26 protein-coding genes are annotated in these 26,210 nt (G+C 57.4%); 17 read left to right on the forward strand and 9 right to left on the reverse strand.

Annotated features, from left to right (window positions below; genetic code table 11):
* Positions 1-99 precede the first annotated feature (99 nt).
* From A15D_RS05875 to A15D_RS05960, 17 genes are all read left to right on the forward strand, one after another.
* Positions 100-1,737 (forward strand): CTP synthase, encoded by a 1,638-nt coding sequence (locus A15D_RS05875; protein WP_102791173.1) that lies wholly within the window; start codon positions 100-102, stop codon positions 1,735-1,737.
* A gap of 3 nt (positions 1,738-1,740) precedes the next feature.
* Entirely contained in the window at positions 1,741-2,589 is an 849-nt protein-coding gene (kdsA, locus tag A15D_RS05880) for a 3-deoxy-8-phosphooctulonate synthase (RefSeq protein WP_102791174.1), read from the forward strand.
* Between the two features lie 20 nt (positions 2,590-2,609).
* Positions 2,610-3,902 (forward strand): phosphopyruvate hydratase, encoded by a 1,293-nt coding sequence (eno, locus tag A15D_RS05885; protein ID WP_102791175.1) that lies wholly within the window; start codon positions 2,610-2,612, stop codon positions 3,900-3,902.
* 6 nt (positions 3,903-3,908) lie between these two features.
* Positions 3,909-4,271: a septum formation initiator family protein gene (locus A15D_RS05890; RefSeq protein ID WP_022984287.1), complete on the forward strand. Its 363-nt coding sequence runs from the start codon at positions 3,909-3,911 to the stop codon at positions 4,269-4,271.
* Positions 4,268-4,975, forward strand: coding sequence for a 2-C-methyl-D-erythritol 4-phosphate cytidylyltransferase (ispD, locus tag A15D_RS05895; RefSeq protein ID WP_199175800.1), 708 nt, complete (start codon positions 4,268-4,270; stop codon positions 4,973-4,975). Before A15D_RS05890 ends, ispD begins: the two co-directional genes overlap by 4 nt.
* A 5-nt stretch (positions 4,976-4,980) precedes the next feature.
* Entirely contained in the window at positions 4,981-5,454 is a 474-nt protein-coding gene (gene ispF / locus A15D_RS05900; RefSeq protein WP_102791240.1) for a 2-C-methyl-D-erythritol 2,4-cyclodiphosphate synthase, read from the forward strand.
* Complete coding sequence (truD, locus tag A15D_RS05905) at positions 5,451-6,479, forward strand: tRNA pseudouridine(13) synthase TruD (RefSeq protein WP_102791176.1); 1,029 nt, start codon at positions 5,451-5,453, stop codon at positions 6,477-6,479. The genes ispF and truD overlap by 4 nt, the downstream gene beginning before the upstream one ends.
* A 14-nt stretch (positions 6,480-6,493) precedes the next feature.
* Positions 6,494-7,156 carry a protein-L-isoaspartate(D-aspartate) O-methyltransferase gene (locus A15D_RS05910; RefSeq protein WP_102791177.1) on the forward strand — a complete coding sequence of 221 codons (663 nt, stop codon included), beginning with the start codon at positions 6,494-6,496 and terminating at the stop codon, positions 7,154-7,156.
* A 212-nt stretch (positions 7,157-7,368) separates the two neighbouring features.
* The gene (locus A15D_RS05915) at positions 7,369-8,292 is read left to right on the forward strand and encodes a DUF368 domain-containing protein (RefSeq protein WP_233192109.1); all 924 of its coding nucleotides are present in this window, start codon (positions 7,369-7,371) and stop codon (positions 8,290-8,292) included.
* Between the two features lie 19 nt (positions 8,293-8,311).
* Positions 8,312-9,094 carry a peptidoglycan DD-metalloendopeptidase family protein gene (locus A15D_RS05920; protein WP_102791179.1) on the forward strand — a complete coding sequence of 261 codons (783 nt, stop codon included), beginning with the start codon at positions 8,312-8,314 and terminating at the stop codon, positions 9,092-9,094.
* Positions 9,095-9,114: 20 nt separating this feature from the next.
* The gene (locus A15D_RS05925; RefSeq protein ID WP_102791180.1) at positions 9,115-10,020 is read left to right on the forward strand and encodes a cation diffusion facilitator family transporter; all 906 of its coding nucleotides are present in this window, start codon (positions 9,115-9,117) and stop codon (positions 10,018-10,020) included.
* Between the two features lie 129 nt (positions 10,021-10,149).
* On the forward strand, positions 10,150-10,794 hold the full coding sequence (locus A15D_RS05930) for a hypothetical protein (protein WP_102791181.1): 645 nt from the start codon (positions 10,150-10,152) through the stop codon (positions 10,792-10,794).
* The gene (locus tag A15D_RS05935; protein WP_102791182.1) at positions 10,791-12,329 is read left to right on the forward strand and encodes a GMC family oxidoreductase; all 1,539 of its coding nucleotides are present in this window, start codon (positions 10,791-10,793) and stop codon (positions 12,327-12,329) included. Before A15D_RS05930 ends, A15D_RS05935 begins: the two co-directional genes overlap by 4 nt.
* Positions 12,330-12,484: 155 nt before the next feature.
* Positions 12,485-13,081, forward strand: a complete 597-nt coding sequence (locus tag A15D_RS05940; protein ID WP_102791183.1) for a gluconate 2-dehydrogenase subunit 3 family protein — start codon at positions 12,485-12,487, stop codon at positions 13,079-13,081.
* An 11-nt stretch (positions 13,082-13,092) separates the two neighbouring features.
* A complete protein-coding gene (locus A15D_RS05945; protein WP_102791184.1) occupies positions 13,093-14,691 on the forward strand; it encodes an FAD-dependent oxidoreductase in 1,599 nt (532 codons plus the stop codon).
* 415 nt (positions 14,692-15,106) lie between these two features.
* Positions 15,107-16,264, forward strand: a complete 1,158-nt coding sequence (locus A15D_RS05955) for an iron-containing alcohol dehydrogenase (RefSeq protein ID WP_102791186.1) — start codon at positions 15,107-15,109, stop codon at positions 16,262-16,264.
* Positions 16,264-16,695, forward strand: coding sequence for a thioesterase family protein (locus A15D_RS05960; RefSeq protein ID WP_102791187.1), 432 nt, complete (start codon positions 16,264-16,266; stop codon positions 16,693-16,695). The genes A15D_RS05955 and A15D_RS05960 overlap by 1 nt, the downstream gene beginning before the upstream one ends.
* A 73-nt stretch (positions 16,696-16,768) precedes the next feature.
* On the opposite strand, the gene A15D_RS17165 is transcribed toward A15D_RS05960, so the two are convergent.
* The 9 genes from A15D_RS17165 to A15D_RS06010 all read right to left on the reverse strand — a co-directional run bounded on the left by A15D_RS17165 (position 16,769) and on the right by A15D_RS06010 (position 26,157).
* Positions 16,769-17,755: an AgmX/PglI C-terminal domain-containing protein gene (locus A15D_RS17165; protein WP_146026855.1), complete on the reverse strand. Its 987-nt coding sequence runs from the start codon at positions 17,753-17,755 to the stop codon at positions 16,769-16,771.
* Positions 17,752-18,252: a biopolymer transporter ExbD gene (locus tag A15D_RS05975; protein ID WP_102791190.1), complete on the reverse strand. Its 501-nt coding sequence runs from the start codon at positions 18,250-18,252 to the stop codon at positions 17,752-17,754. Before A15D_RS05975 ends, A15D_RS17165 begins: the two co-directional genes overlap by 4 nt.
* Positions 18,249-18,779 (reverse strand): biopolymer transporter ExbD, encoded by a 531-nt coding sequence (locus A15D_RS05980; protein ID WP_102791191.1) that lies wholly within the window; start codon positions 18,777-18,779, stop codon positions 18,249-18,251. Before A15D_RS05980 ends, A15D_RS05975 begins: the two co-directional genes overlap by 4 nt.
* 41 nt (positions 18,780-18,820) lie before the next feature.
* Entirely contained in the window at positions 18,821-19,516 is a 696-nt protein-coding gene (locus tag A15D_RS05985; protein ID WP_102791192.1) for a MotA/TolQ/ExbB proton channel family protein, read from the reverse strand.
* Positions 19,517-19,667: 151 nt separating this feature from the next.
* Positions 19,668-20,045, reverse strand: a complete 378-nt coding sequence (locus A15D_RS05990) for a hypothetical protein (RefSeq protein ID WP_233192111.1) — start codon at positions 20,043-20,045, stop codon at positions 19,668-19,670.
* On the reverse strand, positions 20,045-20,803 hold the full coding sequence (locus A15D_RS05995) for a tetratricopeptide repeat protein (RefSeq protein WP_102791193.1): 759 nt from the start codon (positions 20,801-20,803) through the stop codon (positions 20,045-20,047). Before A15D_RS05995 ends, A15D_RS05990 begins: the two co-directional genes overlap by 1 nt.
* The gene (locus A15D_RS06000) at positions 20,784-23,732 is read right to left on the reverse strand and encodes a tetratricopeptide repeat protein (RefSeq protein ID WP_233192112.1); all 2,949 of its coding nucleotides are present in this window, start codon (positions 23,730-23,732) and stop codon (positions 20,784-20,786) included. Before A15D_RS06000 ends, A15D_RS05995 begins: the two co-directional genes overlap by 20 nt.
* Complete coding sequence (locus A15D_RS06005; RefSeq protein ID WP_102791194.1) at positions 23,729-25,642, reverse strand: lipopolysaccharide assembly protein LapB; 1,914 nt, start codon at positions 25,640-25,642, stop codon at positions 23,729-23,731. The genes A15D_RS06000 and A15D_RS06005 overlap by 4 nt, the downstream gene beginning before the upstream one ends.
* Complete coding sequence (locus A15D_RS06010) at positions 25,639-26,157, reverse strand: hypothetical protein (protein WP_199175802.1); 519 nt, start codon at positions 26,155-26,157, stop codon at positions 25,639-25,641. Before A15D_RS06010 ends, A15D_RS06005 begins: the two co-directional genes overlap by 4 nt.
* Positions 26,158-26,210 lie beyond the last annotated feature (53 nt).

A 26,210-nucleotide genomic window follows, 5' to 3' on the forward strand; every position in this document is an offset into this window, starting at 1 on the left:
AGAGCCCTTGCCCGTTGCTGAACGTGCAGGGTGTTTTTTTTATTGGGCCAGCACACACTTGCTGAAGGCGTTACCAACCCACTATTCACTGGTGAGTGCATGTCTCGTTTCATCTTTGTCACAGGCGGCGTGGTGTCATCTCTGGGCAAGGGGATTACCTCCGCGTCCCTGGCCACCCTGCTGGAAGCTCGTGGTCTTAACGTCACCCTGATCAAAATGGATCCCTACATCAATGTGGATCCGGGCACTATGAGCCCCTATCAGCATGGTGAGGTGTTCGTGACCGAGGACGGTGCCGAAACCGACCTGGATCTGGGGCACTACGAGCGTTTTATCCGGACTCGCCTGAGCCGTCGTAACAGTTTCACCACTGGGCGTGTCTATCAGGACGTGCTGGACAAGGAGCGCCGTGGCGAATACCTGGGAGCCACCGTGCAGGTGATCCCGCACATCACTGACGAGATCAAGCTCAAGATTCGTGAAGGGGCAGGGGATGCCGATGTGGCCATCGTGGAAATCGGTGGCACCGCCGGGGATATTGAATCCCTGCCTTTCCTGGAAGCGGCACGTCAGATGCGTGTCGAGCTGGGTTCGAGCCATTCCCTGCTGGTGCATCTTACCCTGGTGCCGTACATCGCCACCGCCGGGGAGATCAAGACCAAACCCACCCAGCACTCGGTGAAAGAGCTGCGCTCCATTGGCCTGCAGCCAGACATCCTGGTGTGTCGTGCCGACGACCCGATCCCGCAGAGCGCCCGCGAGAAGATCGCCCTGTTCACCAATGTGGAAGCGCGGGCCGTGATCTCCTCTCCGGACTGCAAGACGATCTATCAGGTCCCCCGTGGCATGCACGAGCAGGGCCTGGATGCCATCGTGGTCGACAAATTCGGCCTGGATCTGCCTGAGCCGGATTTGGGCGAGTGGGATCGTGTGGTTGAGGCTCAGCTCAACCCTGAGCAGGAAGTCACCATCGGCATGGTGGGCAAGTACATCGAGTTGGTGGATGCCTACAAGTCTCTTAACGAAGCGCTGACCCACGCCGGTATCAGCAACCGTGCCAAGGTCAATATCCTGTATCTGGATGCAGAAGATATTGAACGTGATGGCCCTGGTGTGCTGGAAAGTCTGGATGCCATTCTGGTGCCCGGTGGCTTCGGTGACCGGGGTACGGAGGGCAAGATTGCCGCGATCCGTTATGCCCGTGAAAACAAGGTGCCGTATCTGGGAATCTGTCTTGGCATGCAATTGGCCGTCATCGAATACGCTCGCCATGTGGCGGGTATCGAAAAGGCGCATTCTTCCGAGCTGAACCCGGCAACACCAGATCCGGTGGTTGGTCTGATTACCGAGTGGACCACTGAAGATGGTCACAAGGAACAGCGTTCAGCCGATTCCGATTTGGGCGGTACCATGCGTCTTGGTGGCCAGGAATGTGTTCTTGTGGCGGGTAGTCGTGCGGCGGATTGTTATGGCACGACTGAGATCGTCGAGCGCCATCGCCACCGCTATGAGGTCAACAATAATTACTTGCCCCAACTGGAGGCCGCAGGTCTCAAAATTGTTGGTCGTTCCCATGACGGAGAGTTGGTAGAAGTCATCGAAGTGGCAGATCACCCCTGGTTCGTGGCGTGTCAGTTCCACCCCGAGTTTACTTCCACGCCCCGTGATGGGCATGGACTGTTCAAGGGCTATGTGGCTGCGGCCCTGGCCAATAAAGTCGCTCACAAGGAGACGTGATCAGTGAGTCAGCAGAAAACCATCAAACTGGATGGACTGGAATTCGCCAACGACAAGCCTATGGCGTTGTTCGGTGGCATGAATGTACTGGAATCACGAGACATGGCCATGCAAGTGGCCGAAGCCTATGCGGAAGTAACCAGCAAACTGAATATTCCCTGGGTATTCAAGGCCAGTTTTGACAAGGCCAACCGTTCGTCTCTGAATTCCTATCGTGGCCCCGGTATGGAAGAAGGGTTGAAGATCTTCGAGGAAGTGAAAAAGACCTTCAACTGCCCGGTCATCACCGACGTGCATGAGCCCTACCAGGCGGCACCGGTGGCGGAAGTGGCCGACATTATCCAGCTGCCAGCCTTTCTCGCACGGCAAACAGATCTGGTGGTTGCCATGGCGAAAACCAATGCCATCATCAACATCAAGAAGCCGCAGTTCCTGGCCCCCCATGAAATGGGGCATATCCTCCACAAGTGTGAAGATGCCGGTAACGATCAGCTGATCCTCTGCGAGCGCGGTTCCAGTTTTGGGTATAACAATCTGGTCGTGGACATGCTTGGCTTCGGAATAATGAAACAATTCGAGTATCCGATCTTTTTCGATGTGACCCATGCCCTGCAAAAACCCGGGGGGCGTGCTGACAGTGCGGATGGCCGCCGGGCCCAGGTGGCCGAACTGGGTCGTGCCGGCATCAGTCAGGGCATTGCAGGCTTGTTCCTTGAAGCGCACCCTGACCCGGATAACGCCAAATGCGATGGCCCTTGCGCCCTGCGTCTGGATCGTCTGGAGCCATTCCTGGCCCAGATGCAAACCCTGGATAATACCGTCAAGGCCCTGCCTGCCTTCGATAACAACTGAGTTAAGAGAGACTGATCGTCATGTCCAAGATCGTTGACATCAAAGCCCGCGAAATCCTTGATTCCCGCGGCAACCCGACCATTGAAGCCGATGTAATCCTTGAGTCTGGTGCCAGCGGCAGTGCCTGTGCCCCCAGCGGTGCTTCCACCGGCTCCCGTGAAGCACTTGAACTGCGTGATGGCGACAAGAGTCGTTATCTGGGCAAGGGTGTTACCAAGGCGGTTGGCAACGTGAATTCCGAAATTCGCGAGCTGCTGATCGGCAAGGAAGCGTCTGACCAGAAAGGTATTGACCAGGCCATGATCGATGCCGATGGCACCGAGAACAAAGGCAAGCTGGGCGCCAACGCTATTCTGGCCGTCTCTCTGGCAGTGGCCAAGGCCGCGGCAGCGGATCAGGGCAAGCCGTTGTACGAGTACATTTCCGACCTGCAGGACGATGACAACGAATATTCCCTGCCGGTACCGATGATGAACATCATCAACGGTGGTGAGCACGCCGACAACAACGTGGATATCCAGGAATTCATGGTGCAGCCGGTGGGAGCCTCCACGGTGGCAGAAGCGATCCGTTACGGCGCAGAAATCTTCCATGCCCTGAAAGGGGTACTGAAGAAGCGTGGTCTGAACACCGCCGTGGGCGATGAAGGCGGCTTTGCCCCCGACCTGCCCAGCAACGAAGCGGCGCTGGAAGCCATCATGGAAGCCATCGAGATCGCGGGCTACAAGGCGGGTGAAGACGTTACCCTGGCTCTGGACTGCGCCTCCAGCGAATTCTACAAGGACGGCAAATACGTGCTGGCCGGCGAAGGCCGCAGCATGACCTCTGCGGAGTTTGCGGATTACCTGGCCGAACTGTGTGACCGTTACCCGATCATCTCTATCGAAGACGGTATGGACGAGTCTGACTGGGAAGGTTGGAAGATCCTGACCGAGAAGCTGGGCAACAAGGTGCAGCTGGTTGGTGATGATCTGTTTGTGACCAACACCAAGATCCTCAAGAAGGGCATCGATGAAGGGGTGGCCAACTCCATCCTGATCAAGTTCAACCAGATCGGCTCTCTGACCGAGACTCTGGAAGCCATCAAGATGGCCAAGGATGCGGGTTATACCGCCGTGATTTCCCACCGTAGTGGTGAAACCGCAGACAGCACTATTGCCGACCTGGCGGTGGCGACTGCCGCTGGTCAGATCAAGACCGGTTCCCTGTGCCGTTCCGATCGTGTGGCCAAGTACAACCGCCTGATCCGCATCGAGCAGGAACTGGGCCGTGTTGCCTATCATGGCCGTAAAGAGTTCAAGTTCCTCGGTTAATTGACCATGCCAGGCACCCGGGCCAGCAACGCACAGACCAGCGGCACCAGCAAGCGGGAGGCATTCAAACTGTCTCCCGCGCGGCAGGTGGCTCTGGCGTTGCTGGCCCTAGTGTTTTTGGGGTTGCAGGCGCGGCTGTGGTTTGGTGAGGGCAGTCTCCGCCATGTGGCCATGCTGGAGAAAGATGTCGCCACCCTGAAACGGGCCAATGCCAAGTTGGTAGAACGAAACCGCCTGATGGCCGCCGACGTCAACGATCTCAAGCAAGGCACGGAAGCGGTGGAAGAAATCGCCCGCAAGGATCTGGGTATGATCCGCGACGGTGAAACCTTTTTCCTGATTCTTGAACAACCTCGGGGCAGCGAGTGAATCCTGTTATCCGTGGCCCTGTCTATGCCGTCGTGCCCGCTGCAGGCGTGGGCGAGCGCATGAAGGCGGGCATTCCCAAGCAGTACCTTACGTTGGCCGGCAAGACACTTGCCGAGCATACCCTGGGGCGTTTGTTGTCGTTTTCTCCCATCGACAGCGTCATCGTATCGGTGTCCTCCCAGGACCCCTGGTGGCCGACCTTGCCGGTCGCCTCTCACCGTCGGGTTTCAACCGTTGCAGGGGGTAAGACCCGTGCCGAGTCGGTGCGGAACGGGGTGGCTCAGGCGCTAATGGATGGGGGCGAAGAGGCTTGGGTACTGGTGCATGACATGGCCCGTCCCCTGGTGCGCCTTTCCGATATTCAGGCGCTGATGGAGCAATGTGACGAACAGGGGGCGATTCTGGCCTTGCCGGTGGTGGATACCATCAAGCAGTCTGGAGATGGCCTGCACATTGATTCTACCGTGGATCGCGAGCGGATCTGGCGAGCGCTGACTCCACAGCTGTTTCCTGCTGCCCGGCTTTATGAGGCCTTGAGCGCTGACCTGGACGGGGTCACGGATGAGGCCTCAGCCATCGAGCGCCAGGGCGGCCGGCCGCGACTGGTGGCGGGGCAGAGTGACAATATCAAGATCACCGTGCCCGAAGATTTGCCGCTTGCCCGTTTCTATCTTGCCCGTCAGTTTGAAACCGGAGAACAGTAGTGGCATTGCGAATAGGTCAGGGTTTTGATGTTCATGCCTTTGAGCCAGGTGACCATGTCATGCTGTGCGGGCTTGCTATCCCCCATGATCAGGGGCTGAAAGCCCATTCGGATGGGGATGTGGCCCTCCATGCCCTTTCTGATGCCTTGTTGGGGGCATTGGCCCTGGGGGATATTGGTCACTACTTCCCCGATACGGATCCGCAATGGAAAGGTGCCGATTCTGCCACGCTGCTAAAGGCGATCTATGCGGACCTCCTCAAGGCAGGCTGGCAGCTCGGTAATGCCGACCTGACCATCATCTGCCAGGCCCCGAAGCTGGCGCCGCACATTACCCCCATGCGCCAGCGCATTGCTGACATTCTCGACTGCACTATCGATCAGGTTTCCGTAAAGGCAACCACCACCGAAAAGCTGGGCTTCACCGGTCGCAAGGAAGGCATCGCCGTACAGGCGGCGGTGCTGATCGAGTCCCGGTGAGCCTTCCCTGTGCCCATGGCGGCCCTGTTGCCGAGGCTACGCTGAAGGCAATCCCGGCAGATTTTCAGGTCTTTGAGGTCATGCATGTCCAGCCGGAGGGTGACGGCGAGCACCTGTGGCTGCATATCGAGAAAACCGGCTGGAATACGGAAGATGTGGCCATGTGGTTGGCGAAATCCGCAGGCGTCCATCGCCTGTCGGTGGGCTACAGTGGCTTGAAGGACAAGCATGCGATTACCCGCCAGTGGTTCAGCCTGCATCTTCCTGGCAAGGCAGACCCGGCGTTCAGCTGGCCAGAGGGGCTGCGTTTGTGTGATTCCGCCCGACATCGCCGCAAGCTCAATCGGGGCACCCATCGGGCCAACGCTTTCGTGATCAGGGCCACGAGATTCTCGGGGGAACGGGCGGCCGTTGAGCAGCGGCTGCAGGACATCATGGCGGCAGGGGTCCCTAATTACTTTGGCGAGCAGCGCTTCGGCCGTGGGGCGGGCAATCTGGTACGTGGCAGTGAATGGCTGAGTGGCGGAGAAGCGCCACGCAAGAAGTCCTTGCGCGGCCTTTGGCTGTCTGCGGTTCGCAGTGACCTGTTTAACCAGGTGCTCGCTGAGCGGGTGACACGTGGCGTGTGGAATCAGGTGCTAGAAGGGGATCTGTTGCAACCGGAAGGTAGCCGGGGACTGTTCCGTGCCGACGAGGACAGTGATGCGGGGCGCCGTGTTGCCGACGCAGAGGTGCATCCTACCGCCCCTTTGCCGGGCGTGCCGGGCATGGCATCATCTGGCCCTTGTCGCGATCTTGAACAGCAGGTGTTAGCGCCCTTCGAGTCGGTGATTGAGGGGTTGTGTCGCGAAGGCGTGGAGGAAGCACGCCGGGCGACACGGTTGCCGGTACGGGATTTGCAATGGTCCTGGCGGCAGGAAAGGGAAGGGGAAGACTGCCTGGAGTTGGCCTTTGTGCTACCCACAGGCGCTTTTGCTACGACAGTCATGGCAGAGTTGATCCGCTCACCGGATCCGACTGCATAGAAACGAAGTACAGCATGGATATCCAACTTAGCGGCATCGGTATGACCTCTGCACGGACCCGGGATCGTCTGGTGCAGCGGCTTCGGGATGCCGGTATTCAGGATGAACGAATTCTGGATACCATTCGCAATACACCCCGCCATCTTTTTATCGAAGAAGCCCTGGCACACCAGGCTTATGACGATACAGCCCTGCCCATTGGTCACGGGCAAACCATTTCCCAGCCCTGGGTCGTCGCACGGATGACCGAGTTGTTGATGGCCGGTGATCGACGTCGCAAAATTCTCGAAATCGGTACCGGTTGCGGATACCAGACTGCGGTTCTGGCACCGTATTGTGATGAACTTTATTCCGTTGAGCGTATCCGACCCTTACAGGATCAGGCACGCAAGCGCTTGTTACGACTGGGGCTTGCCAAGGTACAGCTTAAGCACGCCGATGGGGGCTTCGGCTGGAAAAGCGAGGCCCCGTTTGATGGCATTCTGGCGGCCTGTGCACGTGCCGATATCCCCCAGGAGTTACTCGATCAACTGGCCGACGGCGGTCGTTTGGTCATGCCGGTCGGGGATGATCGCAAGCAGATTCTGACTGTCGTGGATCGTGACGGCGACGAGTTCCATAGCCAGTCACTGGATGCGGTGCGTTTTGTCCCCTTCCAGCGTGGTGTGATGCGGTAAAAAAGCTGCAAGCTACAAGTTTCGAGCTGCAAGGCGCGGTCTGGCTTATTGAATGTTGAAACGCCGTGCCCGCGTTCATTCGCTGGGGCGCGGCTGTAAGGCTCAAAGAACCACAAACAGTGATTCGCGTTGTGGCTTGCAGCTTGAAGCTTGCCCCTCCAGGGCTTGAGAACAACAAATTCGAAATCACACTGAGGAGCTTGGTGTGATGCATGAGGCTGATAATGATTCGACCCGGTATTTTCTTTCGTGGCATGGCCATGGGTGCCGCCGATGTGGTGCCCGGCGTTTCCGGTGGCACGCTGGCGCTGATCACCGGCATCTACGAAGAGCTGATCAATACTCTGGGGGGGATCACTCCTCGTCTGTTGGGAGTGTGGCGGCGGGAAGGCTTCGTGGCAGCCTGGCAGCAGGGGAATTTCACGTTTTTGCTGACGCTGCTGGCCGGCATCTTTACCAGCATTGCCTTGTTGGCACGGGTCATTACCTGGTTGCTTGAAGCGCACCCTGTTCCTGTATGGGCGTTTTTCAGCGGCTTGATCGTTGCCAGTATCTTCCTGGTGTTGTACCCGCTAACGCAACGTGGCCCTGTTCAGATTGCGGCCTTTTGTGCCGGGACGGCCATTGCGGTTCTGATTGCGCTTGCACCGGGGGTATCGGCCGATGGCGCTGGCGCTACCGTGTTCTTCTTCAGCGGTATGTTGGCGATCTGCGCCATGATTCTGCCCGGCATTTCCGGCAGTTTTATCCTTCTTTTACTGGGCATGTACCAGCCGGTCCTTGAAGCTGTAAAAAATGGGCAGTGGGCGTTGCTGGCTGCGTTCCTTGTCGGGTGTGGTCTGGGCTTGTTGAGTTTTGTCCATGTGCTCAAATGGACTCTGCAGCGCTTCCATGACACCGTGATGGCGTTGTTGGCGGGTTTTATGGCTGGCTCCCTGGTAAAGCTGTGGCCGTGGCGGGTCGCGGATGCCACCGGTTTGAACGACCAGTGGTTCAGCCCGGCGGGTTATGCGGCAGCGACCGGTGAAGACGCCCGGCTGCTGTTATCGTTGTGTACCGCAGTGATCGCGATCATTCTGGTCGCATTACTGCACCGGCTGGCACCGCTGCACAATGCGGATTCCCGTTGGCAATAGAGGACATCTTCCCGAACTGATGCGTGGTATTGCGGCAATCCTGTTTCTGGTCCTGATGAGCGGCTGCAGCGCGAAGAATTTTGCGCCTGTGGTCGATATCTATGGGCAGGATGCCAGGCAGCGCAAGGTCACTTCCGGGACTCACCATGTGCGTGAAGGTGAGACCCTGTATTCCATTGCCTGGCGCTATGGTTGGGATTATCGGGAGCTGGCCAAGGCCAACCGCATCCCGGCGCCCTATACCATTTATCCGGGGCAGCGTATTTCATTGGCGCTGGCGTCATCGTCAGCAACGGCCCCGGTGACGTCGAGCAAACCGTCATCAACCAGCAAGCCCGCACCGGCTGCCAAGCCTTCTCCGGCGGTCAAACCCGCCCCGAAACCGTCATCGACGGCTTCCCCGACGCCGTCTTCATCACCAGTGGCTGGCCCGGTTACCTGGCGCTGGCCAGCCAGCGGCAGTGTCGTCGAGCGGTTTTCCAATGCCAGCTCCGGTCGAAAGGGCATTGCCATTTCAGGACGCCATAACAGTCCGGTGGTTGCCGCCGCCGATGGGCGTGTTGTTTACCGGGGCAGTGGCCTGACCGGTTATGGCAATCTGCTGATTATCAAACACAGTGAGCGCTGGTTGAGTGCCTATGCGCACAACGACAAGATGCTGGTGAAGGAAGGCGATACGGTAAAAGCTGGACAGCAGGTGGCGACCATGGGCTCCAGTGGGACTTTCCGTACCCAGTTGCATTTCGAAATCCGCAAGGACGGCAAGCCGGTGGATCCCATGCAGTATCTTCCAAAACAATAACCCGACCCGAGTCCAAGGAAATGGCCAAGGATACTCCCCGCGAGCACCGCTTGTTGCATATGGCCGCGGCTGCCTCGGTGCTGACCGCACTGATGTTGATTGCTGCGAAAACGCTGGCCTGGTTGTTGACGGGTTCGGTGAGTCTACTGGCCTCGCTGGTGGACTCTGTCATGGACTCGCTGGCGTCCCTGATCAATTTCTTTGCGATCCGCTATTCCCTGGTGCCTGCAGATGACGAACACCGTTTCGGTCATGGCAAAGCGGAAGCGCTGGCTGGGCTGGGGCAAGCGGTGTTCATCGCGGCATCGTCGCTGTTTCTGATTCATCAATCAGTACTCAAACTTCTTGAACCTTCCCCGATAGAACAAAGCGGCGTTGGCATTGCGGTGATGGTGTTCTCCATTGTGCTGACATTCGGGCTTCTGTTGATCCAGAAATATGTGGTCCGCGAGACGGGCTCTACGGCGATTGAGGCAGATTCGCTGCACTATCTGTCAGACTTGGCGGTCAATGTGGGGATCATTGCGGTGCTGGCCCTGAGTCAGCTTGGCTGGTTGTGGCTGGACGGATCGGTTGGGCTTGTAATCGCGATTTTCATCCTGTTCAGCGCATGGCGTATCGCCTGGGATGCCTGCCAGTTATTGCTGGATCGGGAAATGCCCGATGATGTCCGCACCCGGATTGCTGCCATTGTGTCCTCTCATCCGCAGGCATTGGGATTTCACGACTTGCGTACCCGGCAGTCCGGTCGAACCAGTTTTATTCAGCTGCACGTGGACCTGGATGAAACCCTGACCCTGAGGCAGGCCCATACGCTGGTTTGCCAGATTCAGGACGATATCGTCAGTGCGTTTCCGAATGCTGATGTGATTATCCACCAGGACCCTGTCGCCGTAGGGGATCGGGTGCCTGTGGATGGGGACTGATCCACAGCAGTAGACACGCACTGTGCGAATGTTGTGCTGTGCGGTCAACTCGCAGTGTCAGGTAAACATATTGTATTCAAGTGGGCTTTTCTTTAGCTTGGCCGGAATGCTGTCAGCTCGGGAAATGCCATGAACAGTCACCTTCAGTCACGCCGAATTTCTGCCGTCTGGCAGCAGGGAATGGCCCGCCGCCGTTTTCTGAAACTCGGTCTTTTCGGGGTTGCAGGTGTGGCTGCCGTGGCGGCGGGTGGCTTTGCGCTACTGCGCCGCTCTCCCCTGGACGACCAGCCAGTCCCCCCGTGGGCCACCGGCTTGTCCGCTGCCGAATTTCATCTGTTCGACCGTGCTCGGCAGGCCTTGCTGCCGGTGATTGGCACCGCCCTTGTTCACAGCGATAAGGTACCGGTAGTGCAGAACGTTCAACGGACCCTCAGCTATCTTGATCCTGTAACCCGCAAGGAACTGGGCACCGGCCTGGGACTTTTCGATAACGCGGCGGTGTTCAGTCATGGCTGTCGTTTTGTGGATCTTGACGACGCTCAGGCCTGTGAATTTTTCGACCGTTGGGGGGAGGGCAGTGTCATTCAGCGAACTCTGGCGACGGTCATCAAACAGCTGGTTTACAGCGCCTACTGGCAGGAGGAGCCCACTTGGACGCCGGTTGAGTTCGATGGCCCGGTGAGTGACCGCTGGGGGCTGCCTTATCTGGGCAATGCGCCTATGCCTGAGTCACCCAGCATGGCCTCAACGGTGTCTGAGGGGGATAACGTATGAGTGAAGTGAAGTGGCAGGCCTCGGGCCTGAAGGTCCACGAAGCCAGCGACGTGACGGAATCGCATCTTGAGTTACAGGCCGATGTGGTGGTGGTGGGCTCGGGTGCCGGGGGGGCGGTGGCCGCCTATGAGCTGGCACGTAAAGGCAAGAAGGTCATTGTGCTGGAAGCGGGCCCCTACGTGCCCTCACAGGACTTTACTGAAAAATTCACCAACAGCCTGGAAACCCTTTACCAAGACCATGGTGGTCAGACCAATAGCAGCGGTGACTTGCTGGTGCTGCAGGGCGCCTGTGTGGGCGGCTCTACGGTGGTGAATGGTTGCGTATGCTTTCGCACGCCGGATTTCATCCTGGAGGACTGGCAGCGGGACTTCGGGCTCGATGAGCTGACGCAGGACGAACTGGCGCCTTATTTCGATGAGGTCGAGAAGAATCTGTCGGTGCACGACAACGGCCCCCACGAGATAGCCCGCCATGGCTGGTTGATCCGTGCCGGCGCGAACAAGCTTGGCTGGTCGGTCAAACCGTTGAAACGCAATATTCGCGAGTGTGGCCTGACGGGGCATTGCCTGTCTGGCTGCAAGACAGAGCGCAAACAATCGATGCTGGTCACCTATCTCCCGTGGGCGGTTGCCCATGGTGCGAAGATCTATGCCGATACCCGGGTCGAACGCATTCTGGCGGAAGGGGGCGAGGCGACGGGAGTGGAGGCGGTCATTACCCGTCATGATGGCAGTCAGGCTGCCACCTTGCGGGTGACGGCACCGCGCGTGGTACTGGCGGCGGGGGCTGTGCAGTCACCGATCCTGCTGCTCAAGAGCGGGCTGGCCAACCGTTCCGACATGGTAGGGCGCAATTTTGCCTGCCACCCGTCCTTGCTGGTCGCTGCCCGTTATCCAGAACCTGTCCACCCCTGGCGTGGGGCCTTGCTCGGGGTCTATGTGGATGAGTTTGAGCACCCCGATAAGGGGGGCTTTGTCCTGGAGGATGGTGGTTTCGGGCTGGTGGAAATGTCGATGCTGGCCGAGCCGGGCAGTGGGGCGCCATTCATGGATTACATGGCCAATGCAAAATATCTGGCCGGCTTGGTTACCCTGATTCATGATCACAATGTTGGCCGTATCGAATGGGATGGCGAGAAAAAGAAAATCGACTACCAACTCAGTGACATGGACTTTCCGTCCATGCAGCGTGCCATTAAGGCCGCGGCGCGCCTGCATCTGGCATCCGGAGCCACGGAAGTCTATGTGCCGGCCAGCGACAAACGTGTGATCCGTAATGAGGGCGATATCGACAGGGAAGTAGGTGGGCTCGAAAACCTGCCACAGCACCTGAGAATGGTGAGTTACCACCCGCAGGGGACCTGCCGGATGGGGGCAGACCCTGAGCAGAGCGTGGTCAAGGCCAACGGTGAGACCCATGACGTGAAGGGGCTGTACGTGGCCGATGCCAGCCTGCTGCCGACCTCGATCATCGTCAATCCCCAGATTACGGTATACGCCCTGGCTACCCGGATTGCCCGTCATATGGCCTGATACCTCAAGGCCGGACCCAAATGACCTGCTGTGTTGGCGGTAGCGTCATTGCGGGCTTTGGCGTTTGTTACGGTTTGTTATAGACTCTGAATCTGTTACCGCTCCACCAATAACAACAAGGGCCCGGATGATGGCCTGCCCAGGAGAGGGTGTTGATGAAGAACAATAACCGTGCGCCTTTGCCCGGCTATCTGGCCGGTCTGGAGCCACTCAGCCGTCGCGGTTTTCTGCGCACTTCAGTGCTTGCCGGTGCGGCCCTGTCCAGTGGCTGTTCCAGCCTGTTTGGCCGCCGTGAGGCGCCTGAAACCCTCCAGTACCATAGCCTTACCCCGGATGAAGTCGAGGTGATTACCCGCCTCACGGAAGTCATGCTTCCCGCCGAGAGCTATGGGCTGCCGTCCAGCACGACGGTGGTTCCCACGGTCGAAAACATCGACATGATGGCCCAGCGCCTACCCAAGCAGACCCGGGACCTGATGGGACTGGGCATCTGGGTGTTCAACAATCGGCCCATGGTCAGCTTCAAGTTCAGCAAATTCACTTCTCTGTCGGACGAAAAAGCCCTGGCATACGTCGATGCAATGCAGGAAGGCACCTTTTTTGAGCGTGGTTTGATGACCACCCTCAAGGCGCTGGTGGCGTTGAACTACTGGCGTGATGAGCGCACTTGGCCTGGCCTGGAGTATCACGGCCCGGTAACCGAGATGTGGGGTGTTCGTCGATTGGGCAATGCGCCCTTGCCGCGAGCCTGAGAGGGGGAATTATGGCTTTTGTACGCGTTCCAAGGGATGGGGTTCCCGTTACCCAGGCGAAAGATGTGGCACTGGATGCCAGCCTCGGTAAACAGTTCACCCTGAAAACGGATGTGGTGGTGGTGGGCTCAGGTGCCGCTGGCTCCATGGTGGCCTACGAAATGGCCAAAGCCGGCCGGGATGTGCTGGTGCTGGAGTCTGGCCGTTATTACCCCAGCTCCCAGTTTACCGAGCACCTTGGCGATACCATGACCAAGATCTACCAGGATCAGGTGGGGCAGGTAAATACCACGGCAGACATCATCTTTGTGCAGGGTGCCTGTGTAGGCGGCTCCACGGTCGTGGGCGCTTGCGTAATGGAAGAGCCCGGCGACAAGGTACTGGATGGCTGGGCGGAGAAATACGGCCTTGAAAACCTGTCTGCGAAAAACTTTCGGTCTTATCTCGATACGATAGCGGATCAGCTGCAGATTCATACCAACGAAGCCCATGAGATCAACGCCTGTGCCCACAAGGTGATTCAGGGCTGCGAGAAAATGAAGTTTTCCTGGAAGCCAGCCCAGCGCAACGTGAAACAGTGCGCGCTGACAGGGCATTGCCTGGCGGGCTGTCCCTCCGACCGCAAGATGAGCTCACTGGTTACCCATCTGCCCTGGGCGGCAGCCTACGGCGCCAGGATTTTCTCCGATACCGAAGTGGTACGGGTGCGCATGCTGGATGGCCGTGCCCGCGGGGTCGAGGCCCGTATTACCGATCCTGATAGTGGTGCGCAAGTGGCGACCATGAATGTGGATGCCGACATGGTTGTGCTGGCTGCCGGGGCGATTCATACCCCCCTGATTTTGCAGCGCAGTCAGGTGAAGGACCGCAGTGGTCAGCTTGGCCGTAACCTGGCGATTCAGCCGTTTACCCAGGTACTGGGCAAGTTCAAGGAGCCTCTGTACGGGTTCCGTGGTGCCCTGGTTGGGGTGCAGGTCGATGAATTTACCCACACTGATGGCTATACCATTTTCTCCGGTCTTGCCGAGCCTGAGTCCTTGTTGGCACAGGGAGACATGAAAGCAGGCAAGGCGCACATGGAGTTCATGAAAGACTACAAGTACTACGCTGGCGTGAATGCCTTTAGCCGCGATTTGGGGCAAGGGTACGTGCAATGGGACGGTGACGCTTACACCGGTGACAAGACCATTCACTGGAACCCCAGCCGCGAAGAGTTCGAAAATATGAAGGCATCAGCGACGCTGGCTGCCCGCATTTTCTTCTCTGGTGGTGCCGAGAAAGTCTTTTTGCCAACCTTCCAGAGTCTGGAAGCCAATTCGGTCTTCGAACTGGACGCCAAGATGGATGAGGTGGATTACGGCATCAAGGGTCTGTACACCTTCCGTAGTAACAGCTTCAGTCCCCATGGCACCTGTCGTATGGGCGCAGACCCCTATCAGTCAGTGGTGTCCCCCACGGGCGAGTTGCATGACACGCCGGGGCTGTTTGTGGCGGACTCCAGTCTGATTCCAGAGTCGATCAGTGCACCGATCCAGTGGACGGTTCAGGCTTTGGCGAAATACGTAAGTGACCAGATCAACGACAATGCCGCCAATTATTTTATTGGCTGACGGATCTGGGTTCTTTGTCTGGAAAAAGCGAACCTTGGGGTTCGCTTTTTTTTGCTTCATCACGGGTTAGGGGGAAGCTGGCTGTCCGGCGTCCGACCCGATCAACACGCTTACCCCTAACCCGCGATCCTCTTCTCTCCCTCCACCAACCCGTAGGAGCGTCGCTGGCGGCGCGATACCCAGCGATATTACTTACCCCATAAGGTATTGAGGAAAAGACGGTTTAACCGCTGTGTGTTCTGCGATCTCAGTGATGATTCTCTTTGCGGATGTCCAAAACTGAACGGGGTTGGGCATGCCTGTGACACCAGCGTCACCATTCTCTGAAATGACGTGATCCGCCGCCATGGTGGCGACATTTGCCCCGTAGGGCTGTGCTAGCATATGGCATCCATCTTTCAGGGAGTTATGCGTCATGATGGGCTTCGAATTCGCCACAACACACCGGGTACTTGTAGAGGCTGGTGCGGCAGGCCGTTTGCCACAACTGTGTGCCGAGAAAGGTGCATCCCGCGTGCTGCTGGTGACCGATCCCGGTATCCGCAGCACGCCATTGCTAGGCCCGGTAGAAGAGAGCTTTGCCAGGGCGGGCATGCCGCTGTTCATCTACGATGAGGTGAGTGCTGACCCGGCTGATCGCATCGTGCTGGATGCTACAGACTGCGCGCGGGATAATGGCGCCGATCTGGTGATCGGCTTTGGCGGTGGTTCGTCCATGGACGTGGCCAAGCTGGTGGCCCTGTTAGCTCACCCGGATGCCACCCAGTCGCTGGCAGACATTTACGGCGTGGGATTGGCGACAGGCCCACGGCTTCCCTTGTTTCAGGTGCCAACCACTGCTGGCACGGGCTCTGAGGTCACGCCGGTAGCCATCGTTACCACTGGAGAAACCACCAAGGCTGGGGTCGTTGCTCCCTCGCTGCTTCCGGATCTGGCAGTACTGGATGCGGAGCTGACGCTCGGCCTGCCGCCGCATGTGACCGCTGCCACCGGTGTGGATGCCATGGTGCATGCCATTGAGGCCTACACCAGTGCCCACAAAAAGAATCCCTATTCCGATATGCTGGCACGGGAAGCCCTGCGCTTGCTCGGCGCCAATCTGGTTACCGCCGTGAAAGATGGCAGTAATCTCCCTGCCCGTGAAGCATGCCTTCTGGGTGCCATGATGGCAGGGCAGGCCTTTGCCAATGCGCCGGTGGCGGCAGTGCATGCACTGGCCTATCCGCTGGGCGGACATTTCCATATTCCCCACGGCTTGAGCAATTCCCTGGTGTTGCCAGAGGTACTCAAATTCAACGCCGTGACTGCGGCGCCTTTATACGCAGAGCTGGCGCCAATTCTCAGTGATCGGCCATTTGCCGATCATGAAGACGGGGCAGGGGTGCTGATTGCTGCGCTGGAATCGTTGATTGCAGCGGTCGGGCTGCCGGTTCGGCTACGTGATGCCGGGGTCACCGAAGAGAGTCTGGAAACCTTGGCCTCCGACGCCATGCTGCAGCAACGTTTGCTGGTCAATAATCCTCGCGAAGTCACCGAGGCAGATGCCCTCGCTATCTACAAGGCAGTCTATTAATGACAGACAAGCAGTCACGTCCGGCCCGAGAAGAATATGGCTATCTGTGTCCGGTGGATTCCCGCTGGAGCGATAACGATATTTATGGACACATTAACAATGTGGTGTATTACAGCTATTTTGATTCCACCATCAACCGCTATCTGATCGATGAAGGCGGGCTGGATATTCACCAAGGCGAGCATATCGCTTACGTGGTGAGCTCCGGCTGTGATTACCTGGAGGCGGCCGCCTACCCGGAACCGTTGGTGGTGGGGATGAAAGTGGACAAACTGGGCAACAGTTCTGTGCGCTACGGATTGGCTCTGTTTGGCAACGAAGGCGTGGCAAAGGCCACCGGTTTTGTGGTTCACGTGTTTGTAAACCGTGAGAGCGGCAGGCCGGTGCCAATTCCCGGACCGTTACGCGATGCGCTGGCGGCCTTGAGCTGAATCAGCCGGGTTGATTGAATCCAAACAAAAACGCCCTGCATTGCAGGGCGTTTTTGTTTTCATGAAAGCAGGATCAGTTGGGGAAGAAGTTGAGCTTGTAGTCTCCCTTCCAGACCTCCACATTCATGGCGCCGAAGTCCATGCCTTTGGCGACCAGCAGGATACGACGCTCAAGCTTGTCGTCATTCAGCTGGCTGGACTTGATTTTCACATCGGTAACTTCACCGCTGGGCGCAATCACGAGGTGGAGTACCACGGTACCTTGCAGGGCAGGGTTGCTACGCAGGGCGCGCTGGTACTGGCTGTTGAATTTGCCCGCATAACGGTCAAACACACGGCGCAGCTGCTCCTGGGTACGTCGGCTCTTGCCATCGCTGCCCTTGCGGGTAGTGCTAGCCGCCTGGCCGGATTCAGCAATCTTGCTGTCGACCTGGGCGCCACCACCCACGGTGCCAGAAGACAGAGTGCCACCACCGCCACCACCACTGGAGGCCTTGGCGACCGCGACGCCCCCTGAACCGCTGCCGGCACGTTTACCAATCAGGTCACGCTCGGCCTTCGCCTCGCTGCTGCCTCCGGTCCGCAAGTCGGATCCAGCGGTGACCAGCGGGCCGATGTCATCCAGCCCGGCAAGGGAGTCTCCGAGATCTTCTTCCAGCTTGGCACGGGCGGTTTCCCTGGCCTGCTCACGCTGTTGTGGCGTGGGGTCAGGTTTGGGCTCCGGCTTCGGCTCAGGTTTGGGCTCGGGTTTCGGCTCTTCCGGCTTCGGTTCATCCGGTTTTTCTTCTGGCTCCGGTTCGGGCTCAGGCTCTGGTTCAGGGGGTGGTGGTTCCTTTTTCTTTTCCATCACCAGCTGGGCAAGCCGCTCCGGAATTTTCTGCTGTTCGCGGCGATCCGGTTTCTCGATGGTGACAGATTCCACCAGAATCATCAGGAACAGGGCCAGAATCAACAGGACCAGTACGATGCCGTAAAGGCGCCGGTTTTCCCCCTCTTGCTTGTCCCAGGGCAGGGTGCCATCAATGAGGATGCGCAGCATGTTCTTGTTATTCTGCGTCATTCATCATCCTCCTCTGCCACTTTCAGTACAGCGAAGGCCACCTTGGTATAGGGGGTTTCCATACAGCTACGCATCAACTTCTTGATCACGGCGTAGGGGACTTCTCGGTCGGCCAGAATCATGACTTCCCGTTCTTCGTCGGCAGTGCCGCCCAGGCTTTGTGATGCGCGGAAGTTGAGCTCGTCAACGAGCGCTTGCACTGTGCGTTCTTGCTGGGCTTTCACTGTTTCTGTATCGGCAATTCGCTGGCCCTCGACGATCACATCGTTGGGGCTCACCTGAATGGTCAACACTTCACTGGGCAACTCCTGGGCAATGGACTCCGGTAGCTGGATATCCTTGTTGTCCGGGAGCTTGGCTGCGTTGTTGTTGTTCACCAGCAGGAAGATCAGCAAGATGGTGAAAATATCCATCAACGAGGTCAGGTTCAGTGTGGCCACTGCCTTGTGTTTGCCATGATGGCGAGCCATACGGCGGGCGCGGGCAGATTTCTTCACGCGTCACCTCCTTGCTGGCCAGCCTTGTCGGCGGGAGCTGAACCAATGCTGATGCTTGGGAACAGTTCCTTCTTGATGGTTTGCCCGTTCATTTTTTCGTTGTACAGCCGCACTGCATCCATGGTGTGGATCATCACCTCGTAGGGCGTGTCATCCTCACAGAGCAGGGTAATGGCCGTCTCGGACGGGAATTTTTTCTTCAGCTGTACCAGATAGTCGTGCAGGCCGGACGCATCATGGTCTTCGCCCTTGTTTTGCACGATTTTCAGTACGGCACTGCTCTTGCGGTCTACCACTTCATAGCGGTCACCGTAGATCAGCACTTCCAGTACCAGCTTGTCTTTGTCGTCGTCTTCCGAGGGAGTACTGCTGTCATTCACCGCGGGCAGGTCGAGCTGCAGGATGGAAACCTGCGCGAAGACCGCGTTGATCAGCAGAAAAGGAATCAGCACTACCATCAGGTTCAAAAAGGCAGTGATGTTCAGTTCCACCTCGGTGTCGTGCGAACGTCGTCTGCGAAATCGCATACCAGATCCTTACACCAGGTTGGCGAATACAGGAACTCGGCTTATTGGCCGTCGTTCTTGCGCTCTTGCTGGGCAGATACCTGGCGGAAGACGTTAACGAATTTCACCGAGGCCATTTCCATGCTGTCGACCAGCTTGCCGGTCATGGAGTTAATGAAGGCGAACGCCAGCAACATCGGGATCGCAGCGATCAGACCGAAGGCGGTGGTGTTCATGGCAACGGAAATGGACGCGGAGAGCAGGTCTGCCTTTTGCGCCGGATCGGCACTGGCGACGGCGGTAAAGGCGCTGATCAGACCAAGAATGGTACCCAGCAGGCCAAGCAGGGTAGCGATGTTGGCGAAAGTGGCGATATATGGGGTGCGGGTCTCCAGGCGTGGAATGATCTCCATTAGCCCTTCTTCCATGGCCAGCTCGATATCATCATGACGGCGTGCGGTTTTGGCACGCTCCAGGCCATAGCCGATGACCTTGGCCATACCGGTGTTGCTGCTGCTGACCACGTCCAGCGCCTGACGGAACTGACCCTTGGCAATCAATGGATAAACGTCTTTCCAGGTTTTCTGGTTCTTGGCCTTGGTGGCCTGAAGGTAAATGATACGTTCCAGAGACAGGGCAAGACCCAGTGCCAGCACGATCAGGATGGGATACATGAAAAAGCCACCATCCTGAATAAACTGGATAGAGGTTTCGATAATGCCAGAGTTCTGTGCGGCAGCAGTGGCAGTGGTGGGCATGGACTTCTCCTGCGGTGTTCCTTGGATGTGTTGTTGTAAATGGCGGACAGCAGTGTAGTCAGAATTATGGTGCTGTTGCCTTCCCCTAAAGGGCTAATATTTATCAGAAAAAAAGCTTGTCTGCATCTGGTAACTTTGACTGATCTGGTTCCTAGTCGAGGAACAGACCGTCATTGTCAGGTTCCTGGGTCAGAAGTTGGTGGTATTCGATCTCACGCATGAGCACTTCCTGATCCAGAGGCTCAAGAACCCGATTGAGCAAACTGGAGGTTGGGTCTTTCTTTTCCAGTTTCACTTCACGGTCCTTCCAGGGCACAACGTTCAACACGGTGGGGGCTTCCTGTGTGCCGATCACGTTGGTGGAGGCACCCTGGTCGGTGGCATCTGCAGCGTGGGCGGGCAGGGCAGCAAACGTTGTCAGGGCAACAAGCGCTGCCACACCCGCCTTGCTGGCGATCCTGGAGCATGCTGCAAGACCGGATGCGGTGGATGCGCTGGACAGTGCAGAGGCTGGAATGATCCGTTTCATCAGTTCACATCTCCATTATGTTGGCCCGCGCCATTACCGGCGACGGGCTGAGTGGCGGGGGCGTCCGGTGCCCGGTTCTGCAAATCCACAATCCAGTTCGCCACATTGGTGTCCGGTTGTTTTTGCAGCTCCTGGTAAGCCTGGAAATGTGTCAGGGCAAGATTCAGGTCCTGCAGGTACAGCTCGCCAAGAACCGCCAGATTGAAATGGGCACGGGCATACTTGGGATCGAGCGCCAGGGCGCGTTGATAATGCATTCGTGAGTCATCAAACTTGCCTTGTTCGCGCAAGGCCAGCCCCAGGCCGTTGTGGCAGTAGGGGTTGGAATCATTCACGGTCAGGCAGTCACGGAAGGCCTTGTCTGCCTTTCCCCAATCTTCCTGTTGCATGTAAATCAACGCCACGTTCAGTCTTGGGCCAGACAATTGTGGGTAACGCTCTGCCAGTGACTGGAACATGACCAGCGCCTGTTGATCATTGCCTGCCATTCGGGTCTGCAGGGCGCGTGCATATTCCCCCATGGCTTGCTGAGCCACCTTTTCGACTTTTGGGTCGTGGGGGACCGGGGGGATGTGTACTGCATCGCTGTCCGAGGCGGCGCCACCGGCTTTCTGCCCTTCATATTTGCTGGTATGTCCCTGGGCCGTTTCGCCGTCCAGACCACCACCGGTAGTTGCACAGCCAGACAGCAACAAGGCAACGGTCAGACCCGACGCCGCCAGCAATGACCTGCCGTGATCAGTAAATAATGTCCACATGGCTCTCAACCTGTTCAAACTTCGCGTAACGGCCAGGGATCAGCTCGGCGAGGGCGCCAAAGCTTTTCTTCACCCACTGGTCGTAAATCTTGTCGGTTACCAGATCCGCATTGGCAATCAGGATATCGATGGCCTGATCCTCGTAAGGCAGGGCCTTGTCTTCCAGCAGCATGGTGTATTCTTCGAGTTCAAGCTCGTCCAGGCCGTTGGGGCGTTCGGAATCGATCAGATCCTTGGCCAGTACCCGATACATTTCGCCGATCTTGTAGTTGGCGGCGGTGGCATACTCAGCGACACCAATGTCAGCCACTGCCTGATAATCCGCCAGGGCGGTTTTCATGACGCCGGTCTTGGCGGCCAGCGAGGTTTTCAGCGGTTGCTCCAGCTTGATGCTGTTGAACTTCTGGAAGTTTGGTTCCGCCAGCGTAAAGCTGGCATAGGCCGCAAGCCAGGCAACACGGTCGGTGGCGTTGCCGCCAGCTTCCCGGTAGCTGGTCACCAGCTGCCTCAGCCAATAGGTTTCCCGCTCGCTGTTCCCGGTTTTTCGATTCAGCTCAACCAGTCGGAACTGGGCCTCAGAGCGGAAGTCGTAGGGTTCCGGCCACTCTTGAAGATACTGTTTGTAGAGGGCGATGGATGCTTCCGGTTGGTTGGCACGGTCTTGCATCTCTGCGGCTTTCCACAGGGCCTGGCGAGATAGCTCTGCGTTTTCTGCCTTGTAGTTGGATGCGATCAGTGCCAGCTCACCTGCAGCGGCGGTGTAATTACCCTGTTGCTCGTAAGCCACAGCCAATTTGTCCGGAATGGTTTCGGTCAGCGCATCGCCTGGGTAGCGCTGACGGAACGCTTCCAGCACCGGGATTGCATCGGCACTTCGGCCCTGAGCGATGAACACAGTGGCAGCATCGAACTCTGCGTTCTTGCGGACTGCGGCTTCAGGCACGGTCTGGCCGACCCGCAGGAAAGTGGCTGCCGCCAGATCCATATCGCCAGCCTGCTGCGCCTGTTCGGCCTGACGATAGATGCTGATCGCCAGTTTTTCACGGTATTGGGCGCGGTTTTCCGGTGTCAATTCCAGTGCCAGCAACTTTCCGTAGGCCAGTTCTGCAACCTTGTAGTTGGCCAAGTCAAATTCGCCGTTGGCTATGGTGGCCCAGCCATATATCAAGTGAGCATTGGAGGGCGCCGGCTGGCGGCTGACGAGAATGCCTGCGGTTTTGACGGCGCCCTCAACATCACCCAGTGCCAATTGGTCTTCGGCCGTGTTCTGCAGGACGTTGGGGACCTCCGGGTGCTGCGGGAAGCTTTGCCCAAACTTTTGAGAGCTGGCAATTTTCTGTTGACGCCATTGCGCCTTTTCTTCTTCCTGTAGCTGCTCGCTTGAGAGTATCTGTTGATATGCGATCAGGGCGGAGAAGGCGGCATTGCCAGACTCGGCATATTCGGGGTAACCGTACGCTGTGCGTTCAAACTCGGTGATGGCTGCGGGGTACTGGTTGGCAGCGTAGAGCACGTCGGCATAGCGATGATTCACGTCGCCCTGATTGGCGCTGACGGGCGGGGTGTCCAGGTACTGTTTGTACCATTGCGCCGGTGCCAGGTAGGCATCGGGTTTGCCGGCTTTCTGGGCCAGTACATGGTGGTATTGCGCCAGATCGAGAATGTGGCCTTTCAGCAAATCAACATACTGTTGGCGAATGTCCGGGTGGCGGTTCCAGTAGTCGCTGGTGATGCCATAGTGCTGAACGTATTTTTCCTTGGCTGGCAGGACCAGAGTGGGGAAGCCCCCTTTCTGGTAAGAATCGATCTGCAGGCTGGAAAATTCAGGAGCCAGCTCGGAATCGGGATAGGCATTCACGTACATGTCGAAGGTTTCCGCGGCATCACGGAAGCGCTCCTGATTCAGGTATACCTGACCCAGCGTACGATAGATCTCCGGCTCGTAATCCCGGCTGCCGTTGCGAGCAAACCATTTGCGTACAGATTCGGCACCGTCCTGGTTGCTGAACGCCAGGCTGACGACTCGCTGGGTGTCCTTGAACAGCTTGCCTTCCATGCTGGTGTCATCATCAAGCGCCGCGTGGCCATTCAGGTTGTCCAGCAAGGTGAAGAAGCTGTTTTGGGCTTCCTTGTAGTCGCCGAGCTTGTAATGGCTCCAGCCGTTTTTGTAGAGGGCCTGGTTATAGAATTCGTTGTTTTTGCCACGACGGATAACGTCGGCATACGCCTTTTCCGCGTATTCGAAATCGCCTTCAGAGAACAGCAACTCACCACGACGGAACTGGGACTCCAGAGCCCACTCACTGTTAGGGTACTGACTCACGAGGGCGTCCAGGCTTTCGCGAGCCTTGTCCAGATCACCGTCCATCGCGTAAGCCTTGGAGAGCAGGTAATACGCTTCGGCACGCTGATTCGGATCGTTGGTGCTGTTCAGAAGCTCCTGGTAGAGCGAAATGGCAGTGCTGTAGTCAACATTTTCATCAGGTACAGACGGCGCAACACTGCCGGCAACATCCAGGAGCGCGAGTTTTCGCTCAGTGTCGTCAGTGGTTTCTACCTGATTCATGGTGTTGTCGTAGAGCATTTGGTCGACTTGTTGCTCAAGGCGTTCGTCTTCTTCCTGGGCAGCATAGAGGTCTTGCTCGGTAGCGGAAGACAAAGCAAGGTCGGCCATGCGACGCAGGGTTTTGGCGCGCCGTTCAGGGTCGTCGAACAGTTCCGCGGCCTGGCGATAACTGTCCAGCGCGTCCTGGGTGGTGGCGTTATCCAGTTGTTGTTCTTCGATGACAATGTCGGTGCTTTCAAGGTCGCCCAGCGTGGTGCCGCCGAAGCGAGCCTGTTGCTCGAGCGTTCCGTTGGTGGGCGCGCTGGCACAACCGCTGAGAGTAATAATGGCAGCAGCGAGACCGTGTAGACGGAAACGGTTCACGATGAAGTCCTCTGATTCTTGTCGCCTGAGACGGAGGTATCCTGAATACGAGCGATGGATAGATGCGCCTCGGCAAGCTGGTCAGCCAGCTTTTTCTGGTTGCTTTTAAGTAGCTCCAGGGCATCGTTCTGCATGCTTTTTTCCAGTGCCTCAAGCGTTTTTATCGTTTCTACACGGATCCGTTCGATCCGTTGGCTTTGTGACGCCAGTCGTGTCCCCAGATCGTCCCGGGTACGCAGGGTGGCATCCCTGATTTGCTGTTTGACCGCGGCAATGCGCTCAGCAAGAACCCGATTTTCATCCTGGAGTGTGGCAGCATCTTGAATCTGTTTTTCGCGCTGTTCTACCGACTGGTGGGCAATATCCCACAATAAAAGACCCCTGACGCGGCGTAGTCGTAGTGCGTTCTGGTGACTGGAGCCCGGGATCGTGCCGAATTTCCGGGCCAACCCGTCTACCTTGTTCCACATGATCGCCTGTTCCGGATTAGCTACGTCTTCAGGGGCGCTCATATCAACAAAGTTGGGGATGTTGTTTGCCAGACGGTCCGTGGCAAGGGTGAGCTGCTCCTGGCGACGAATCTGTTCGGAAACGGACTGGCGCACGTGAGGCAGGTATTTGTTAAGGCTGGCTTGTTGAATCGTGTAGCTTTCCTGCATGGCGGGCAATGAACGCTGCCAATGCTCGACCATGCTCTTGATCTGGTGAATCTGCCGATAGTGCTCGAAGCGCTGTGAGAAGGCGTTGCTGGAAAACAGCTTGTAAAGATAGGACAGCTCGCCACCGGCAGCCATGTCATCGGTGTTGGCGGGAAGAAAGCCGGTTTCGTTCACATCTTCGGGCAGCAGATTTTCGGCCCAGCCACTTTCCTGAATACGGTTGATGGCTCGCTGGATGTCTTTCAGGGACTCACGGTACTGACTGGCTGCATACTGATAGCCTGCCAGTGCCTGGGGCATACCGCCGAGCTCTTCATAAGCCCGCGGCGCCAGCATCAGGGCCTCTTGCACAGAGGGGTGATTGCTGTTGCGTCGCACGGCTTCCAGCCACAACGGCAGGGCGCGTTTTATGTCGCCGGCACGGTAGTTGGCCAGTCCGAGAGCGAGCAGGGCATCTTCAGAGAAGGGCCCATCACTGCGAACCTGGCGCAGATCGCTACGGGCACTTTCCAGATTCCCGTTGCGAATTTCGGTCAATCCGGCTGCCAGTGCTGCCCGGTCGCGCAGGGCCAGTGCCTGATCAGAATTGCCGCCGGCCTTGAGCAAGGATTTCAGCAGCTGCAGGCCATCGTCTGCGTGGCCTGCACGAATCATGGCGACACCCATGTTATAGGTGGCGTAGCGGCCTTCATCCGTGTCGACGGGGACGGTGTTCAGGTAGTCCATGGCGCCAATAAAGTCTTGCTCTGCCATTAAAATATTGGCGAGCATCAGCCGGCGACGGGCTTCGTCAGCGGCTTCCAGTCCCTTGACGTTATCACCATCCAGAATCATGGCGGCTTCTTCCAGATTCCCTTCGCGATAATGCAGTGCCGCCTTGTGCAGCCAGGTCTGGGCGCGGGTCCGGCTGAGAATGTCTTTCTTGAGCAAACGGTTGAAGATGACTTCGGCGTTGCCGGGCAGGCCGTACGTCACGTAGAGATCGCCCAGTAGCAGTTCGGCGTAATCGGTGTCTTCGTTAAACAGTTCCTGATGCTGATTGACCAGCAACTTGTTGATGGCGTCGAAGTTGGCATGCCGGTAGAAATCAAACATGACTTCACCGAAAGCCAGGTAGCGGTGCTCTTCTACGCCAAGGGGAATGGGCCCCATGTCGATGTCATCAAAGAACTCGACTTTGGCAGCGTGAGACGACGCGCCGGCAGTAATGCACACTGCCAGCAGACAAGGGCGAAAAAGTCGCGGGATCATTGCTGATTCCACTCACGGAATTCAAATTTGTGCTGCTGCTTGTTGAGGTCGTCGACTACCTGCATTTCCACCATCTTGCGACCAGCCCCCTTGGTGAAGGTATAGGTGGTGGTTTTCTGATAGTCCTTGCCGAGCGGATCATAGCCGGTGATGGTCGCTTCGAGCACGTGACGGCCACTGGCCAGATTGCCGGTGTAGAGACGTTGAATGCCACCTTTGGTCAGGGATTCGAATTCCTGATCGGTATAGAAGTGGTAGCCGACATGATCACCGTCAATGGTGAGGTTGATGTCCACCAGCCGAATAGGCGTACCCACATCCACGGAGACAAAAATGTTGGTTTGTGGAGAGGCGTAAATCAGCTCCCTTTCCAGCAGGGTCAGGTCCCGGTTAAGGTCCAGCGCTTCGTTTTTGAGCTGGCGGATTTGCTCGGACAGGCCGTCATCATTATTGGCCACGGCAACGGAAGACAGAGCCAGAACCAGGGCGCCGCAAAAAGGCAGAAATGCTTTCATGGGATAGCTATCGCTTCATTTGTTGTTATTCGCCGGTATTTCTTCGGCATCTA

This window comes from Alcanivorax sp. MD8A (assembly GCF_002888555.1).
Taxonomy (GTDB): Bacteria; Pseudomonadota; Gammaproteobacteria; order Pseudomonadales; family Alcanivoracaceae; genus Alcanivorax.

Excerpts from the sequence above, each read along its gene's own strand:
- A15D_RS05875 (WP_102791173.1), top strand. The coding sequence starts at position 100 with ATGTCTCGTTTCATCTTTGTCACAGGCGGCGTGGTGTCATCTCTGGGC.
- eno (WP_102791175.1), top strand. The coding sequence starts at position 2,610 with ATGTCCAAGATCGTTGACATCAAAGCCCGCGAAATCCTTGATTCCCGC.
- A15D_RS05890 (WP_022984287.1), top strand. The coding sequence starts at position 3,909 with ATGCCAGGCACCCGGGCCAGCAACGCACAGACCAGCGGCACCAGCAAG.
- A15D_RS05910 (WP_102791177.1), top strand. The coding sequence starts at position 6,494 with ATGGATATCCAACTTAGCGGCATCGGTATGACCTCTGCACGGACCCGG.
- A15D_RS05915 (WP_233192109.1), top strand. The coding sequence starts at position 7,369 with ATGAGGCTGATAATGATTCGACCCGGTATTTTCTTTCGTGGCATGGCC.
- A15D_RS05920 (WP_102791179.1), top strand. The coding sequence starts at position 8,312 with ATGCGTGGTATTGCGGCAATCCTGTTTCTGGTCCTGATGAGCGGCTGC.
- A15D_RS05925 (WP_102791180.1), top strand. The coding sequence starts at position 9,115 with ATGGCCAAGGATACTCCCCGCGAGCACCGCTTGTTGCATATGGCCGCG.
- A15D_RS05930 (WP_102791181.1), top strand. The coding sequence starts at position 10,150 with ATGAACAGTCACCTTCAGTCACGCCGAATTTCTGCCGTCTGGCAGCAG.
- A15D_RS05935 (WP_102791182.1), top strand. The coding sequence starts at position 10,791 with ATGAGTGAAGTGAAGTGGCAGGCCTCGGGCCTGAAGGTCCACGAAGCC.
- A15D_RS05940 (WP_102791183.1), top strand. The coding sequence starts at position 12,485 with ATGAAGAACAATAACCGTGCGCCTTTGCCCGGCTATCTGGCCGGTCTG.
- A15D_RS05945 (WP_102791184.1), top strand. The coding sequence starts at position 13,093 with ATGGCTTTTGTACGCGTTCCAAGGGATGGGGTTCCCGTTACCCAGGCG.
- A15D_RS05955 (WP_102791186.1), top strand. The coding sequence starts at position 15,107 with ATGATGGGCTTCGAATTCGCCACAACACACCGGGTACTTGTAGAGGCT.
- A15D_RS05960 (WP_102791187.1), top strand. The coding sequence starts at position 16,264 with ATGACAGACAAGCAGTCACGTCCGGCCCGAGAAGAATATGGCTATCTG.
- A15D_RS17165 (WP_146026855.1), bottom strand. The coding sequence starts at position 17,755 with ATGACGCAGAATAACAAGAACATGCTGCGCATCCTCATTGATGGCACC.
- A15D_RS05980 (WP_102791191.1), bottom strand. The coding sequence starts at position 18,779 with ATGCGATTTCGCAGACGACGTTCGCACGACACCGAGGTGGAACTGAAC.
- A15D_RS05985 (WP_102791192.1), bottom strand. The coding sequence starts at position 19,516 with ATGCCCACCACTGCCACTGCTGCCGCACAGAACTCTGGCATTATCGAA.
- A15D_RS05990 (WP_233192111.1), bottom strand. The coding sequence starts at position 20,045 with ATGAAACGGATCATTCCAGCCTCTGCACTGTCCAGCGCATCCACCGCA.
- A15D_RS05995 (WP_102791193.1), bottom strand. The coding sequence starts at position 20,803 with ATGTGGACATTATTTACTGATCACGGCAGGTCATTGCTGGCGGCGTCG.
- A15D_RS06005 (WP_102791194.1), bottom strand. The coding sequence starts at position 25,642 with ATGATCCCGCGACTTTTTCGCCCTTGTCTGCTGGCAGTGTGCATTACT.
- A15D_RS06010 (WP_199175802.1), bottom strand. The coding sequence starts at position 26,157 with ATGAAAGCATTTCTGCCTTTTTGCGGCGCCCTGGTTCTGGCTCTGTCT.